We start from the raw sequence: 16,692 nt of genomic DNA, 5'->3' as shown, positions 1-16,692 counted from the left end.
GTACGCTTTTAAAACTGTTTTTCCATGACGGGAATTACCTGTTTTTTACGGCTTAAAACGCCCTCCACCCACATCTCATGGTTCACAAGTTTGGTGTTAAACGCGTTTTCGATTTTGCTTTCGTCGTCGCTTACGACTAAAAATTGAGAGCCTTCGATCATGATGTCGGTTAAGAGTAGCATCACGGTATGGCGATGACCTTCGTGTTTATACGCCTTCATATCGGCAAAAAGTGCCTCTTTCATCTCGTCGAATACTTTTAAATCCACGACTTCAAGTTGACCGATGCCGATTTTATGACCGCCCATATCAAAATCTTTAAAATCACGCAATAGGAGCGTACGAGGGCTTGCTCCTTTGACCGCGGATTTGACTAAAAACATCTCCATTCCAAGTTTTTTGAAATCTTCCACGCCCGCAATATGCGCCAACTCTTTTACCGCTTTGGTGTCCGCTTTGGTACATGTGGGCGATTTAAACAAAACCGTATCGCTCAAAATTGCCAGCATCATAGCACCCGCAATATTTTTCGGAATGTCGATTTTATAGTGGTCATACATCTCTTTAACGATCGTATTCGTACAACCCACCGGACGAATCCAACACTCAAGCGGCGTGGAAGTCGTAATGTCTCCGAGTTTGTGATGATCGACAATGCCTAAAATATTCGTCTCTTTGAGATTGTGCGGTGCTTGTGCAAGATCGGAATAGTCGGTAATGTAAAGGTTGTCGCCTGAAAAATCGTTCTTTAAAAGAGGTTTTTCAAGTCCGAACGTTTTTAAAATAAACTCCGTCTCGGGGCTAATTTCGCCTTGGCGTGCAGGCGTACAAGCTTCGCCGAGTTCGGTTTTAAGGTACGAGAGTGAAATCGCCGATACGATCGAATCGGAATCGGGATTGATGTGTCCGCATGCATACGTTTGCATTCAAATTTCCTTTAGTCTTTTTACATGTAATTATAGCCGATTCGTCTTTACTTGCACAAGAGGCACGCAACTTTAGGGACGATCTTGCCTCGGATCGTGACCGTGCGGTGATTCGGATCTTCGTTGCTCGGGCTGATGCACGGGGGAACGATATTCTTGTTCACGAGGGGAAGATGGCGAAGCTGCTTCTACGCGCTCTTTACGTACCGGACTTGCTTCCGGTTTTTTACGCACTTCTTCACGGCGATATTCGGGAGAGGCGGACGATGGTTTTGGCGTATAATCACGTCGTATCGGTTTTAAAGAAGGTTTAGGCGGTACGACGTAATAACGATTTTCCTCGTAATGCACGGGCGGTACGTAGCGATAAACGATGTCATGATGACGGCGCAACTCCATAAACGGCGGCGCATAAACGGGAATGTCTAAATAAAGTGCCATATCGTCCCAATGCGAAAAACGTCTTTCACGGTACAGACGCAACACGTAACGCGGGTCTTTGTTAGAGAGTTCCGCCAAACGAAAAATCATATACGCATCCGCCGGCTCGTAGACGCTATCCAAAATAGAGACGACTTCGGCTTCGTTGTAGCCGAAGCGATCCATCAAACCGTAACGATAGGCGTACGGATCGGAATGCGAACGCAAATTTAAAGTGACAACCCAATCAAAATCCGCCGCACAAAGCGTTTGCGACGGGAGTGTTAACGCCGTCAAAACCGATAAAACTATCCACAAATAGCGTTTCATTTATTTCCCTTTCAAGGATTCTTTCGCGCTATTATGCTACAAAAACGTGAATTGAGCGTGAAATTCCCCTCTTTTTCTCACGTTTGAGCGTTATAATCTTGCGTACGAATTAAAAATTTACATAAAAATTACTTTTGTTACTTATAATAGCGGCAAAAGAAGGGCTTTAGAAAGGAAATTTGATGTTACGCCATCCCTCAAAAATCATTACGAGTGCAACCAGTTATTTTATGCACCAATACACTAAGCACTATTTAAACGTCGACAATCCTTCCAAAGGATTGCCGTTGCCTCCGGAAAACAAACCTTACTTACTCTACGTTCACGTACCGTTTTGTTCGATGTTTTGTCCTTACTGTTCTTTCAACAAATTTACCTATACGAAAGAAGCGGCAAGCGTTTACTTTCAACACTTGCGCCAAGAGATCTTACATGTCAAATCGTTAGGGTACGATTTTGATTATTTGGTGATCGGCGGAGGTACGCCGCTTATCGACGAAGATGAACTGATCAAAACGATCGAGCTGATTAAAACGCAGTTCAATATTCAACACGTCTCGTGCGAAAGCGATCCTAACCATATCAAGCCGAAAACCGTTTTACGCTTAGACGGGCTCATCGATCGCCTCTCTATCGGCGTACAAACCTTCGACGACACGCTTCTTAAAAAACTCGGTCGTTTTGAAAAATTCGGCTCCGGCGAAGAGGTGTACCGCAAAATCGAATCGATGCTCGGCATTTTACCGATTACGAGCGTCGATTTGATCTTTAATTTTCCCGAACAAAGCGAAGCCGGACTCGTTCGAGATTTGGAACTTCTTAAAAAACTCTCTCCGGAACAAACGAGCGTTTATCCGTTAATGACCTCATCGTTGGTCAAAAACAGCGTGCGTAAAAGCCTCGGAGAATTTAGTATGGCGCATGAAATGGCTTTCTTTAAAACGATTAAAAAGCAGCTCAAAACCGCCTATCCTTCACGTCACGGTTGGTCGTTTTCCAAAGAGCAAGACGCGATCATCGACGAATACATCATCGATCACGAAGAGTACGTCGGCGTGGGCTCGGGTTCGTTTAGCTTTTTAAAAGATACACTTTACTTAAACGAGTTTGCGCTCGATCAATACTCAAAACATATTCAAAACCGCAACAGTGCCGTGATTAAAGAAAAAACCTTTCCTCAAAACTCGCAAATGTACTACCGCCTTATGGTCGATCTTTTCAACGGCAAACTTTCCAAGAGAAAATTTCACAGTATGTTCGGCGTCGAGATCGAAGAGGCGTTGGGCAAAGAGCTGATGTTGCTTCGTTTGGCAAAAACCGTCGTCGAAGACGAGCATACGATCAAAACGACGGAATTTGGCGACTACCTCTTTTTGGTCTTAATGAAAGAGTTTTACATGGGTATGGATCGTATCCGCAACAATGCGCGAAAGAATCTTATCCTTTAAACGACGCCAAGGAGAGGCTTTCGCTCCACGTTAAGACGAAAAAGCCGACATATTCGCCGTTAATATCGACTATTGGCGTGTAAAGCACGTAACTGTCTCCCATTTTCATATAGCCCGTGCCTTGAAAATTGGCACTTTTGATAAAATGAAGCCCGTTGGTTGATTGATTGACGATCGTGTAATTATCGAGCCTAAGATTTGGAGCATACTCCGAAGCATTGGCGATATCGGCGTATTCGTTTTTCATCAAAACGTACAGCTCCACGCCGTCTTTTTTGAAATAACGGCTCATATCTTTAAAATCCACAACCGTTTCGATCGTTCCGACATACTCTTCTTGGTTAAAAACCGGAGCGATCGCACGCATAAACATACCGTTGCGTCCGATCTCAATCCCTTTAATAGAACGTTTGGTCGCTTTAACTTTTTCAAGCGCATGGCGAAAAGCACTTAAATCGTCGTTACTTTCATTGCGATAGTCCCATAAGCGCATAAAACTTTTGAACTCTTTGGTGTGCAAGTGTAAGCGTGCGTTTTCAAACACGCCCGAGAGAGCCATCGTATTTTTAATGTCGAGCAAATAATCCAAACACTGCGTTCGATCTTGGTTTTGAAGGCAACCGATCACGTGAGGGCTTTTGGCTAAAATAACCGAGCTCGCCAACGAGACGTGCGTCGTCTCTTCGATCTTGTTGTGTAACGTCAAAAGCAGCGCGTCCATCTGTTTTTTAAGGGTTTCGTCCTCTTCGAACGAAATCGATTTGTTGTATAAAAAAAGCAAGCAGAGCCCAAAAAAGAGCATTACCAATGCGCTGAGGAAAAAGCGTTTTTCTTTCATCATGTCAAACCCTTTTGTTCGTTTTCAACTTTATCGAGCCATTTTTGGTGATCGAGCTTAAAAACGTAGGTAAAGCGCGATCCTTGATTCTCGTACGATTCGATATCGATATCGACGTCGTTTTTATTGCATATATTTTGAACGATATTGAGTCCTAAGCCAAAGCCGCCTTGCACGCCGTCTTCTCTTTCAAAACGCTCAAAAACTTTATAGAGGTCTTTAATGCCTTGCCCGTGATCGATAAAGCTCAAAATACAACTGCTTTCGTCTTTACGGTGAAGGTATATTTCGACGATGCCTTGAAAAAACGAATACTTAATCGCATTGGAAAGCGTATTATCAAGAATGCGTTGCAGTTCGACCTTACTGATAAAAATCATCATCGCCTCTTCGATCTCGTACTTTAAAACGATGGATTTCGAGCGTGCAATATCTTCGAAAAATGCGATGCGTAACCCGAGGTATTCCGAAAGGTTGATCGGCTCTTTCGCATACACCACTTTTTTGTGTTTAATATAATATTCCACGTCTTCGTACGTCATTTGCATCTGTTTCGTTGCCGCTTTAATGCGCTGAAGGTGTTTGGAAGAGGTTACGTAATTGGAAAGCAACTCGACGTTAATGTTAATGACGCCCAAAGGCGTTTTGAGTTCATGCATCGAATCGTTAAAAAAATCGTTCATATAGCGTTGCATCCGCTGATACGGATAGATGCTCGAATGCACGAAGACGTTGCTCAAAAGATAGATCAAAAACAAAACGATAAAAAAAAGCATCGTCGTCACGAAAATAATCTTGGCATAATTTAGCTTGGTTTGAACTACTACGAAAAAAAGCCCTCTATCGTCGGTTTGTACCGCTTTTTGGTAGTACAAAAACGGATACACCACGCGTATCTTAAATTGCACGTCCACTAACGTTGCTTCGATGCCTCGGTACAAAAGCGTATGCATTTCGTCGTAAATATTGAGATGAAACCGTACGCTACGCGGAATATCAAACTCCTCTTTGGCAAAAATGCTTTTTTCGTGCGTTGCGACCCATTCGAAAAGTTCTTGCGAAGCTTTGTATTTTTCTTCCGTCACCGTACTTTGAATCGCAAAAAAACTCGGAACGCTAAAAAGTGCCATGACGATTAACGTATAAAGCCAAACCGAACGAAACGGATTAAGCGTCAACATCGATTTTATATCCCAACCCGCGCGAGGACTTGATGAATGCTTCGACGCCTACTTTGAGTCTGATTTTTCGAATGTACATTCGAATGTCGGCATAACTGATCTCTTTGCCTTCCCAAACGTTTTCACGCAGGGTCTCGATATCGCAAAACGTATTTTTGCGTCGAATTAAAAAACGCACCAACTCTTGTTCTTTGGAACTTAAGATAATCGTTTGATCGTCTTTTTTGATCTCACCCGTTTCAAAATTGAAACGAAGGCCGCATGCTAGCTCAAACAATCCTTCGTTTCCGGTTTGGTAATGCTTTTTAATCAGCTCTTTAACGCGAAGTTCCAACTCTTTGAGCTCAAAAGGTTTTTTGAGATAATCGTTACAGCCAAGCTCATAGCCGATTGCGATATTGTCGATATCGACCAAAGAGGTAATGATGATGATGATCGGCGTGGTAATCTTGGCTTCTTTGATGTATTTGATCAGTTCGTGACCGTTGAGCTTGGGAACTTTCACGTCCAACAAAAACAGATAATAGGTTTTTTGCATAATCGCGTCCAGAGCACTCTCTCCGTCGAAAAACGCATCGACTTCATAGCCCAAAAACTCCAAATACTCTTTAATGCTTTCGTTGTAATTGTAGTCGTCTTCGAGCAATAAAAGTTTCATGATCGTCCTTATCCAAGATAGATTTGTCCGGCGTAAATAATGTAATAACGTAGCAATAAAACACCTAAAAGCACCGCCGTTGCATTGGTTAAAATATACCCCACCCGATAGACGTGGCTTCGTAACGCCAAAATAACCGTCGCAAGCGGCAATAACAACCCGATGCCGATGACTCCGAGCCAAAAGACCAACGCCAATCCGCCGTGGCTCAGTGCCGCTTTCGCCACCGACGAAACTTCGCCGCCGCCGTAAAAAAGACCGACGAAAAAGATACCCAAAAGCGGCAATTCGGTCATAATAACCCGCAAATCCAGCACCAAAAGGTACTTGATGCTCTCCGTGTTGATCGTACTTTTAAAAAACACCAATCCGATCAAAATATTCACCGCAATCCCCGAAGAGATGCTCGAAGTCAAAAAAACGATCGGCAAAACAGGACTGTTCCACAGCGGAATCGCATACAATGCCGAGAGTAAAAAGCCCGTATAAGAGCCTACGCACAATGCCGCCGCCATTAAAAAATACTCGATCGTTTTTGCATACGAGTGCAAACTCTTGACCCATTCGATAAAGCTTCCCAAAGGCAAAAGCCATGTGTATTTCACGATCGTCCGTTCAAACACCAAAAGCGTAAAAACCAACACGATCGGCGTGTAAATCAGCAAGAAAAGAACGCCCAAGCTCATAACCGAGAGAGGATTAAAACGAATCAAAAGCCAATAAAACGACAACGGACGCCCTAAATCCGCGACCAATAAAAAAAGTCCCGCTAAAATCGATACGGGAGCGACCAAAGTTCCAGACTTAATCATCGCATCCCAAATCGAAGAGTTACTACGTTCGTGTCGATTCCATTTGACCAGCAGCGCAACGATAATCGAACCAGCACTCATACCGGCTAAAAAGAGATAGACCGCAATCGCCCACGACCAGTGCATCACCTCGTACTGCGCCGTACTTCCCCACATCGGGCTCATACTTTAACTCCTTTGCGTGCGGGGATAAAGCAGACTTTCGGTTTCGTTCCCAAATGCGCTTTGGGAAATAATAGAGTCTCTTTGCGTGAAAGCATCGCAACCGTCGAATTCTCTTGACTCACATCTCCAAAACGTAATGCTTCGGTCGTACAAACGCTGACGCATGCAGGATCTAGCGCTTTTGAAAGCCGGCTATCAAAACAAAACGTACATTTTTCGACCACGTTTTTGAGAGGATTGATAAAGCGTGCATGGTAAGGACACGCCAAAATACAATACTTACATGTAATGCATTGCGACTCGTGAATATGCACCAAACCGTCTTTGCTCTGAAACGACGCTCCCGTAGGGCATACGCTCACGCATGGAGGCTCGTCGCACATCACGCACGAGCGTCTTTCAAAGTGCATTCCAAGGTGCGGAAAAACGCCTTGCGTCGTGACATGGACTTGCAAACGATAAACACCCTCAGGCACGTCGTTCTCCAAACGGCACGCCACATTACAGGCTTGACATCCGATGCAAAGATTTTCGTCGAAAATCAGTCGATACGCTTTTGCCATCGCTATGCCCTCACGATACGAACGCCGGTATTGGTAATCATCGCACCGCAAACAGGCGCGGTTTTTAACGGAAGCAGTTTGGAAGCACTCGATCCTTTACGATCAATCTTAGGCAGTAAAGGTGTTTGCCGTCCAAATCCCATATACAAAAAGAGCGTATCGGGGCGAATGCCTTCGGTAAGAAACACTTTCACCTTCTCTTTGCCGATCTCGTTTTCGATGTAACATGTATCGTTTTGACGCAAACCGTGAGCTTTTGCCGTACTCGGATGCATCCAAAGAGGATTGTCGGACATCAGGGCGTGAAGGTAAGGGACGTTTTGCGTATGTCCGTTGGTATGAATCGCGCTTTTGCCCGAGATCAGCGTATACGGATAGTTTTGTTGCACGTCCATATCGACCGCGCAAGGTACGCCGTATCCCTCAAACGCTTTTTCGATATGCGCGCAAAAGAGCTCGATTTTGCCTGAGGGCGTTTTGCGTCGGCGTTCGAACATCTCTAAGACATGTCTAGGCTCAACGTGTGCATAACGTTCGCAAAAAGCACGGGCACTCGCCTCTTCTCGTAAAAAAAGATGCGGTATCGTCGCTTGAACGTAGCCTCGTTTCACAAGACTTTCCAACAATGCGCTATTGCCTTTGGCTTGGTACGCGCGAAGCTCTTGCATCGTTTTCCACGGATACGCATGCGAAAAACCCAATGCATCGGCTAAGCTTCGAACGATCTCGTGCAAGCTTCGAGTGCGGTGCAGGGGCGTTAGGGCACGATTGCGCATCGTATAGGAAGGAACAAGCCCGTGATGCAGGTGAATACTTTCGTCCCGCTCTAAATAGGTCGATTCGGGTAAAACCACGTCCGCCATCATCGCCGTATCGCTCATGTAAATGTCGTTCACGACGATCAAATCCAACGATGCCATCGCCGTTCTCATTTTTTGCGGATCGGCAACGGTTACCAACGGATTGTGGCGCGTTAAAAACCATCCTTTAATCGCGTAGGGTTGTTGCGTTAAAATCGCGTCCGCAATCGCATTGAGTACGCCGTGCTTTTTCGGAACGAACCGATACGCGCTTCTCTCTTCACCCGCACCGTCGATACGCGCAATGCCGACTTCCGGAGTCGGATAGGGCGATTGCAGTAAAGGAAAAAGCGGCTCTTGAATCAATGCGTTGAGCATTTCGGGCGTTTTTGCAAAGTAGATACCGCCTTTTTTCTCCACGTTTCCCATCAAAACATTGGCGATTAAAATCGCGCGGGTACGCTGAAACTCCGCCGGAGACGTCGTCGCTTTGTGCCCCCAATCAAGTATGCAACGCGGTGCGGCGCGGTAAATTTCGTCCGCCAAACGCTCGATCGTTTTCGCGTCGATTCCGGTGTAACGCTCTTGCCATTGCGGAGTCGTCTCTTTCAAAGAGGCCTTTAACGCGTCCAAACCGATGCAATAACGTCGGACAAATGCGTGATCGTATTTAGCGTCTCTGAGCCATACATGTAAAAGGCTTAAGACAAACGCAAGGTCTTGCCCCGCCTTAATCGGATACCACTCGTCCGCCTTGCCCGCCATGATCGAAAACCGCGGGTCTAGCACGATCAATTTTTTGGAAGGGTTCGCCGCAAAACGCGCCATGGCTTTGCTTAAGGGAATGTCTAGCCCTTCAAAGAGGTTGTGCCCGAAATTGACGATATAATCGGCATGCTCGAAATCCCGATACGCCCGTTCGCCGAACGTCTGCTCCAAGGCACTCTCAATCGCGATCGGACAGGAACTCCAATGTGAAAACGTATTGGGAGAGCCGTAATTGGCGGCAAAAGAGGATAAAAGATCGAACGATTCGCCCGTTTTGGACGAAAACAGCATACTCTGCGCACCGTAGTTTTGTTTCAAACGCTGCATCGACGAAGCGACAAACGCCAAGGCTTCGTCCCAAGATGCTTCCCTCCAGCGGTTTTCCCCGCGTCGCCCGACGCGCATTAACGGCGTCCTCAGGCGGTCTTGATCGTATAACTGCGAAACGCCCGAAAGCCCTCTGGCACAAATACTCGAGTGCATACGTGCATCAAACGCGTTGCCTTGAAGCCATACGGGTTTTTGATCCACCACGCGTACTTCGATAGCGCAACGGCTGCTGCACATTTCACATACGCTTCGCACCCATTTGTCTTCGCCTTTGAGTATGCTTGGCTCCCAAGCGCGGAGGCTTCCTTGCATGCTAAGGGCGGCGGTTGAGAATTGAAGGAATCGTCGTCGGGCATAAGACTCTATCACGTATGGCTCGCTTAAAGATTTTTCTCTTACGCAAAGGATGTAAGAATTCTGTCTTATTGTAAGGTATTTTCGCTTTAAAGCTCTATAACCCGATGCGGTTTGCTAAAAAGATAGCCTTGAGAAAAGTCGACGTTTAAGCGTTCCAGCTTGGCTTGCACCGTTTCTTTATCCACAAATTCGGCGACTATTTTATAACCCATTTTATGCGCGAACGAGACAATCGTCTCGACCGTCATCTCTTTGGTCGGATCGGTATCGATCTCTTGGATTAACGAGCCGTCGATCTTGATATAGTCGATTTTGAGTCGCGCCAGATAGGAAAAATTGGAGTAGCCCGTACCGAAATCATCGATAGCAATACGGCATCCTAACGCTTTTGCCTCTTGAATAAAAAAGCTCATCTCTTCAAAATTGTCGATACCCTCGCTCTCGACGATTTCCAAAATGACCCGATCGCCGCAACCGTATGTGCGAATCGCGTCGTACAAACACTCCTTAACCGACACGGAGAGAATATCGTGGACGTTGAGGTTTAGCGAAAAAGCGACGCCTTTGTCGTGAAGATAGGCAAAGGATTTTTGAATCATGATTTTCGTCAGCTTTTCGTAAAGCCGCGTTTTTTTGGCTTGTTCCAAGAAATGGTACGGACTTAAGTAACTCCCGTCCTCTTCTTCCAAGCGCATCAGCACTTCGTACTTGGTAATTTTTTTTTGCACGTTGTCGTAAATGCCTTGATAAAACGGTACGATGCGATCGTTTTCGACGGCATGTTGAATTTTATGAATGATTTGAATATTGTGTTTTGTTTTATCTTTGAGCGTTTCGTTGAGGTTGTACGTCACAATCACCTCATCGCGTTTTTTAGCCTCTTTGAGCGCAATATGCGACTGCATGTAGATATGCTCGTCGCATCCAGAAGCGATGCCGACATTCAGGCGCACAACGATTTCATAGCCTTGAATGAGAAAAATATGCTTTTCCAGAGAATAAATCATACGGTAGAGTTTATCGCTGTTTTTATGCTGCCATACGTGATCGTTTTCTTTAATCAATAAGGCAAATTCATCTCCGTTGATGCGAAAAACGACGCGGTGTTTTTCCGCAAAGCGTTGATCGAGCAACACTCCGATCTCTTTGAGCAATGCATCTCCCACGTCGTACCCTAGATAATCGTTGATCTCCGAAAAACCGATCAGGTTGATAAGCATCAACATCTTTTCGTTCGTATCGCTGCGTATTTCGTTAAAAAGAGCTTGACGGTTTCCAAGTCCCGTCAATTCGTCGATGAGCTGTTCTTGAATGATGCGGTCTTTAACGATTTGTTCCGTAATATCCGTGCTACTCGTAATATACTCCATCGTTTGCCCGTGTTCGTTGATGACGGGAACCAAGGTACTTTTGATGTAAAACGTTTCGCCTTGGCGGTTGAGGCATTTTAAAACGCCTTGCCAAATCCGTTGCGACTGAATCGTTTCCCATAGCGTACTATACGAAGACTCATCGTGTTCGGGATGGCGAAAACGGCTGTGTTTCGTACCGATAATTTCGTCTCGCGTATATCCCGTAGCGGCGCAAAACGCATCATTGACGTAGGTGATGTAGCCTTGGGGACCCATTTTCGAAAAAATAGCACTGTGGTCTAAAACGGTTTTATACTGGCGTAGGAAGTTGACGCTTTCGTCCAATTCGCATTGCGTCGTATTGACCAAATGCGTCAAAAATTTTAAAACCGAATCCGTGGGGCGAAGCATCGTTTTTTTGAGAGGAATTGGGCGAATGGAGGATTCGCTAAGGGCTAAAATTGTCGTCGTAACGTTTAACAGATGGTTGGCAATGCGACCGCGGTAAAACTCGCCGTAGGTAAAAAATCCGACCGTAGGAGCGATTTGCTCCAACAATGCCAACTCGTAATGCAGTTGATCTTTTAAAAAATATTTTCGAACGGCACAGGAGTAAATAAACATCGCTTCAATCGCGTTTTCGCAAAGAGTTTGTTGTAATGTTTCGGCTTTTTCCATAATCTCTTCGATATTGCCGATCGCAAAGCGCACGCGATCTCCTTCGCGAAACTCTCCGGCAAAACGATACGAGCGGTCTTTGTTGACACCTACGATTGAGCGGCATACTTCCACGTTCTCGCTTTGGCTCACCAACGGAAATGCGATGGCACTCGCGGGCAATCCTCGAATCATATCGTTGCCCAAATAGTGCCGATAGACCGTTTCGATCGGTTGATGATCGAGTTCGTACAAATCGTTTCCCTTGCAACGCGTAACCGTCATCGTTTTGCCGATTTGCGTCCATCCGAACGAGTAATCTTGATGTACATGTAAGCTATCGCCTTCCAAAATCGCCAAAACGACGCCGTGATCTTCAATGCGGTCGGCATGAAACAGATACGTTTGCGCAAACGCAAAACTATCGGCGGCGTTTCCTCCGGCGACGACGACGTGTGCGGCGGCTTCGCCCAAGGCTTGAATAAACGCCTCGTTCTCCTTACTTTTCAAAGGTTCGGTAAAAGCGATGCAGACTTTCGTCAAAGGCGTTATCGCGCGCGATGCGATTTCGTACGCGCTTTTTCGATCGGCAACGTCGAGGTAGTAAACGCCGGCGCGTGAAGTTTCCAAAAGGCAAAACGAAAGGACGATCGTTTCTTGGGACATTTGAGCTCGGTGAATTTCTCCGGCACTCGTCGCTCCGATGACCACACTTTGCGGTAAACGGGTATGAAGGTAATCTAAAATATTTTGAAGAACGACGCAATCGCCGCTTCCGCTAAAAAGTTGTATGAAAAGATGCTGATCGGGTTGGAAGCGCGTCTCGACGAAGTTTTGTAAGGTCTTAAAATCATCATAAATAAGAGAGTACAACTTCATGACGATTCCTTTGAAAATAATACGAAAGACGTATTGTATCACAACAAAAGAAAATCTTACGCTAAGATTGTGTCACGGTACGAAAAAACCCCTTAGAGCCTAGCTCTAAGGGTTGACATGTTCTTTATCCGACGAAGGTTTGTCCGGCATAAAGCATGTAGTAACGCAGTGCTAAAACACCCACAAGAACGATAAGGGCGTTAAAGATCACAAAGGCGTGGGAGTGTTTGACTCCGTGAGGCAAAGCAAAGTTCAATCCGATAGGCAAAAGCAAGCCTAAACCGATGACGCCCACCCAAAGAAGGGTCGAAAGACCGCCCGTACTGAGTGCCGCCGCTCCCGCATGTGCCGTTGCGCCTCCTTGGTACATCATTCCCACGAAAAGAATGAAGATGAAAAAGAGTTCCGCAAAGATCACTTTGACGTCCAGTCCGTGCAAATAGCTCACGTTGGCGTCTTTCGTCGAGTGGGTAAAGAACAAAAGTCCGACGACAAGGTTTGCCGAAATACCCGCCGATACGCCCGAAGCCAAAAAGAGTGCCGGAAGCACGGGCGTATTTAAAAGCGGATAACTGTTCATCGCCGAGAGCAAGAAACCGGTGTACGCACCTACGCCCACCGCCAATACAAGCGTAATCGCTTCAAGCGCTTTGCCGTAATTGAGTGCCAAATCTGCAATCGGTGCTAAGAATTTAAACGGTCCATCCACGGCTAACTCTTTTTTGAAAACGCCGAGCAAGAACAAAATGGAAACCGGCATATACGCAAACAAGGCTAAAACACCGATCGTCATGACCGAGCCGAAGTTATAATGAATCAACAATTTCCAAAACATCAACGGTCGGGTAAGATCGAAAATCAAAAGGCACAAACCCGCACCGATCGTAACGGGTGCTAAGATCGCGCCCGCTTTAATAATTCCGTCCCATGGGGAAACATCGTTACCTTTCATCCATTTCACGACGATGGCGGAGATAATCGCACCGGCGGAAAGTCCTGCCAAGAAGAGATAAACCGCGATCGGCCAATGCCATACGACCGTATTGTATTGCTCCATAGAGCCCCAGATTTGATTCATGAGTTGATCCCTCCTTTATGGTTGGGTACGATATACATTTTCGGTTTGGTTCCGAGTCTCTCTTTTTGGCGGTACGTAACGCGTTCGGAGAGCACTTTGTTGATTTTACTTTTTGGATCTAAAAGATCGCCGAATACCAAGGCTTCGGTCGGACATACCGTGACGCATGCGGGCTCTTCGCCTCGGCTTAAGCGCGATTCGTGGCAGAACGTACACTTATCGGGTGCTTTGGTCACCGGATGAACGTAACGCGCTTGGTAAGGACATGCCGCGACGCAGTAAAGACAACCGACGCACAAGTCGTTATCGACTAAAACGATACCGTCTTCGTTGACATGGGAAGCTTTGGTCGGACAAACGCTTACGCACGGCGTATTTTCGCAATGCACGCACGATTGTCTGTGGTATTCGTAGCCTAAACTTCCGTTAGGATACTCTTCTTGTTTGACCCATACTTGTAAACGGTAAACGGAATCGGGAATTTTATTTTCGGACCTACACGCAACGTTACAGGCTTGACAGCCGATGCATAAATTGTTGTCGTGGACCATTGCATATTTTTTTGCCATTGTTTTCTCCTTACCTTACGCTTTTTTGACTTTAACGCCGACGACGTGAAGGTTCATACCGCTATTGGGCGATACTAACGGCGAATAAAGCGAGTTACTGTTCACGCCTTTGCCGTAAGCTCGTTTTAAATCTTTACTGATATGTCCGAATCCGAAGTACGCAAACACGGTATCTTCGCGCACGCCTTTGGTCACGAGCGCTTTGCCTTTTTGCGTGGCATATTTGTTATACACTTCGATCTTATCGCCGTTTTTAATGCCTAAACGCTCTGCCGTTTTAGGGTGAATCCATACCGCCGCATCGTCTAAAAGATTGTTGAGCCATGCGTTGTTGCCGTTGTGACCGTTGGTGCGAACGGCAGATTTACCGTTGATAAAATAGAGTTCGTCGGCCTCTTTGTATTTGTAAGGCTCGTAATGAAGAGCGCCTTTTTTGGAAACGGTCTCGAGTTCCGGACTGAAAAGTTTGATTTTGTGCGGAAGGTCTATCGTTCCTTCTTCATTGACTTTAGAGGCCGCGCTCGGGAATTTTTTCACGAACTCCGCAACGCTTTTCTTATCTTGAAGCAAGAGCGGTACGCCGAAACTCGCACTTCCGGTCGCTTTGAGTTTTGCCAAAAGATCAAGATTGTCGCCGACTTGTTGCAAGCGGTAATCTTCGATGTCTTTGTACGGGAAATAAGCACCTAAGCCCATTTTTTCCGCTAACTCTTTAGCGACTCTCCACCCCGGACGACATTCTCCGATCGGTTCGACCACTTTTTGGCGACCTACGCCGTAGCTTGGGTTTTTACTGCCGCTGGCGGTAAACTCTTCGTCTCGCTCCAAATACGTCGTATCGGGAAGGACGATGTCGGCAAACCATGCGGTATCGGAAACTTGAATATCAAACACGACCACCAAGTCCATCGCTTTGAGCGCTTTGATGACGTTTTCGGTATTGCTTTGTGTCATGACGGGATTGTTACGGGCGATAAACCAACCGTGCAACTTGTATCCCACACCCGGCAATTCGTTGAGTGCGGCATGCGGAACAAGGGTCACGATACCGTTTCCTTTTTTACAAAGGAAAAATTCGCTGTCTTTTTCGCCGATACGGTCGATTCGAGGTACTGTGACTTTCGGATACGCCGGTGTTTTAGGTTTTTTGAGCACGGGTGCTTTAGGATCGTTTTCGCCTAAGTATTTGTTGTAAAACGCGGCACTTTTATTGAGGTAATAACCGCCTTCTTGCTCTATCGCACCGACCAAAACGTTACACATCATAATCGCGCGACGAAGTTCCAACTCTTGCGGCGTTAGGGTAACGCGATGGCACCAGTCGAAAATGGCTTTGGGAGCCGCTTTGGCAAATTCACGCGCCATTCGTTTAATCGTATCGGCGGGAATATCGCATTCGACCGCCATTTTTTCCGGCGTGTATTCGGCGACGCTGGCTTTGAGTTCTTCAAACCCTTCGCAATACTTCTCGACGAATTTTTTATTGTAAAGATTTTCGTTGATTAAAACGTTGATAAACCCTAAAACAAACGGAAGATCGTGTCCCGGTTTGATCGGATGCCATTCGGTGGCTTTCGCCGCCATCGTCGAAAATCTCGGATCGAGTGAAATGACTTTCGCGCCGTGTGCAAGTGCGTCCATGTATTGACGGGCGTAAGAGATAACGATACCTTCAAAAACGTTGTGACTTGGGTTGATAATGTATTTTGCTTTGGCAAAATCACGGCTTATGCCGCCCTCAAACACATCGTCCATCGCCAAATCGTACGCCAAAGGACAGGTCGCTTCGTGTCCGAAAAGGTTGTGTGAACCGTAGGCTTGCGCTAAATGGTGAAACCATGTTTTGTTCCAACCGCTACGTGCGGTAAATGCCACCGTGTGCGCGCCGTATTTTTGTTTGATGTCCTCTAGTTTTTTGGCAATGAAAGTGTATGCTTCGTCCCAACTGACCTCTTTCCACTTTCCTTCGCCTCGCTCACCCACACGCATAATCGGCTTGACCAAACGTTGCGGATCGTAGAGCTGGTTAAATCCCGAACTACCTCTTGCACAGACTTTACCGCCTCGGCTCTTATCGGCGGGATTGCCGCGAATAAACATTCCTTTACCGTCCTCGACACGTGCTTCGATGGTACACGAACTCGTACACATCTCGCAAATGCTCGGGGTAAACTTTGTGTTTCCCTTGTATTGCTTTTTGGCCTCTTCCATCGCCCCGAGCGTGCCGGGAATGCTAGAAAGCCCTGCTACCGCCGCAGCAGTTGAAGAAAGCTTGAGAAAACTTCTTCGACTAAGCATTTGAGTCATCTTTCATCCTTTTCATAAGATTTCATAGTGCAATCTTAGAAAAGCTATGTAAATTTTATGTAAATTTTAATGACGACTTTTATCTTTATTTTTTGAGTTTACAAAAGCTCATTATTGCCTTAAAATAGTTATATATAAAAAAATATGACGATAAAATATAGCATAAAACAATCAATAAGAATCTATTATGAAAAAAGGAGGAAGCTAAACTTTCAAAAGGGCTCAGGCAAACATTAAAAAGATCGTTCTTCTTA

General features: G+C 45.9%; 13 protein-coding genes. 1 reads left to right on the top strand and 12 read right to left on the bottom strand.

The features are described 5' to 3' along the window. Window positions 1–8 precede the first annotated feature (8 nt). Together OA34_RS01330 and OA34_RS13420 are read right to left on the bottom strand one after the other, a co-directional pair. Window positions 9–926, bottom strand: coding sequence for a manganese-dependent inorganic pyrophosphatase (locus OA34_RS01330; RefSeq protein WP_039672031.1), 918 nt, complete (start codon window positions 924–926; stop codon window positions 9–11). A gap of 72 nt (window positions 927–998) precedes the next feature. Further along, the gene (locus OA34_RS13420; RefSeq protein ID WP_286682785.1) at window positions 999–1,676 is read right to left on the bottom strand and encodes a hypothetical protein; all 678 of its coding nucleotides are present in this window, start codon (window positions 1,674–1,676) and stop codon (window positions 999–1,001) included. A gap of 182 nt (window positions 1,677–1,858) precedes the next feature. Here OA34_RS13420 and OA34_RS01320 point away from each other — a divergent pair, with 182 nt between their 5' ends. Continuing rightward, a complete protein-coding gene (locus OA34_RS01320; protein ID WP_039672030.1) occupies window positions 1,859–3,124 on the top strand; it encodes a coproporphyrinogen III oxidase family protein in 1,266 nt (421 codons plus the stop codon). On the opposite strand, the gene OA34_RS01315 is transcribed toward OA34_RS01320, so the two are convergent. From OA34_RS01315 to phsA (OA34_RS01270), 10 genes are all read right to left on the bottom strand, one after another. Next, window positions 3,114–3,965 (bottom strand): cache domain-containing protein, encoded by an 852-nt coding sequence (locus tag OA34_RS01315; protein WP_254376807.1) that lies wholly within the window; start codon window positions 3,963–3,965, stop codon window positions 3,114–3,116. The genes OA34_RS01320 and OA34_RS01315 overlap by 11 nt on opposite strands. After that, window positions 3,962–5,143, bottom strand: a complete 1,182-nt coding sequence (locus OA34_RS01310) for a sensor histidine kinase (protein ID WP_039672028.1) — start codon at window positions 5,141–5,143, stop codon at window positions 3,962–3,964. Before OA34_RS01310 ends, OA34_RS01315 begins: the two co-directional genes overlap by 4 nt. After that, complete coding sequence (locus OA34_RS01305) at window positions 5,130–5,801, bottom strand: response regulator transcription factor (protein WP_039672027.1); 672 nt, start codon at window positions 5,799–5,801, stop codon at window positions 5,130–5,132. The genes OA34_RS01310 and OA34_RS01305 overlap by 14 nt, the downstream gene beginning before the upstream one ends. A gap of 8 nt (window positions 5,802–5,809) precedes the next feature. After that, window positions 5,810–6,778 (bottom strand): NrfD/PsrC family molybdoenzyme membrane anchor subunit, encoded by a 969-nt coding sequence (nrfD, locus tag OA34_RS01300; RefSeq protein WP_039672026.1) that lies wholly within the window; start codon window positions 6,776–6,778, stop codon window positions 5,810–5,812. Next, window positions 6,775–7,341, bottom strand: a complete 567-nt coding sequence (locus OA34_RS01295) for a 4Fe-4S dicluster domain-containing protein (RefSeq protein WP_039672025.1) — start codon at window positions 7,339–7,341, stop codon at window positions 6,775–6,777. Before OA34_RS01295 ends, nrfD (OA34_RS01300) begins: the two co-directional genes overlap by 4 nt. A 2-nt stretch (window positions 7,342–7,343) precedes the next feature. Further along, a complete protein-coding gene (gene phsA / locus OA34_RS01290; RefSeq protein ID WP_039672024.1) occupies window positions 7,344–9,608 on the bottom strand; it encodes a thiosulfate reductase PhsA in 2,265 nt (754 codons plus the stop codon). 74 nt (window positions 9,609–9,682) lie between these two features. Continuing rightward, complete coding sequence (locus OA34_RS01285; protein ID WP_039672023.1) at window positions 9,683–12,484, bottom strand: EAL domain-containing protein; 2,802 nt, start codon at window positions 12,482–12,484, stop codon at window positions 9,683–9,685. 124 nt (window positions 12,485–12,608) lie between these two features. After that, complete coding sequence (nrfD, locus tag OA34_RS01280) at window positions 12,609–13,562, bottom strand: NrfD/PsrC family molybdoenzyme membrane anchor subunit (protein WP_039672022.1); 954 nt, start codon at window positions 13,560–13,562, stop codon at window positions 12,609–12,611. Then, window positions 13,559–14,131, bottom strand: coding sequence for a 4Fe-4S dicluster domain-containing protein (locus tag OA34_RS01275; protein WP_039672021.1), 573 nt, complete (start codon window positions 14,129–14,131; stop codon window positions 13,559–13,561). Before OA34_RS01275 ends, nrfD (OA34_RS01280) begins: the two co-directional genes overlap by 4 nt. Before the next feature lie 15 nt (window positions 14,132–14,146). Then, window positions 14,147–16,438, bottom strand: a complete 2,292-nt coding sequence (gene phsA, locus OA34_RS01270; protein ID WP_039672020.1) for a thiosulfate reductase PhsA — start codon at window positions 16,436–16,438, stop codon at window positions 14,147–14,149. Between the last annotated feature and the right edge of the window lie 254 nt (window positions 16,439–16,692).

Origin of the sequence: Sulfurospirillum sp. MES, assembly GCF_000789415.1 — a bacterium.
Classification (GTDB): domain Bacteria; phylum Campylobacterota; class Campylobacteria; order Campylobacterales; family Sulfurospirillaceae; genus Sulfurospirillum; species Sulfurospirillum cavolei.
Note: the sequence above shows the minus strand (reverse complement) of the source record. Positions and strands in the feature narration are given on the sequence as shown.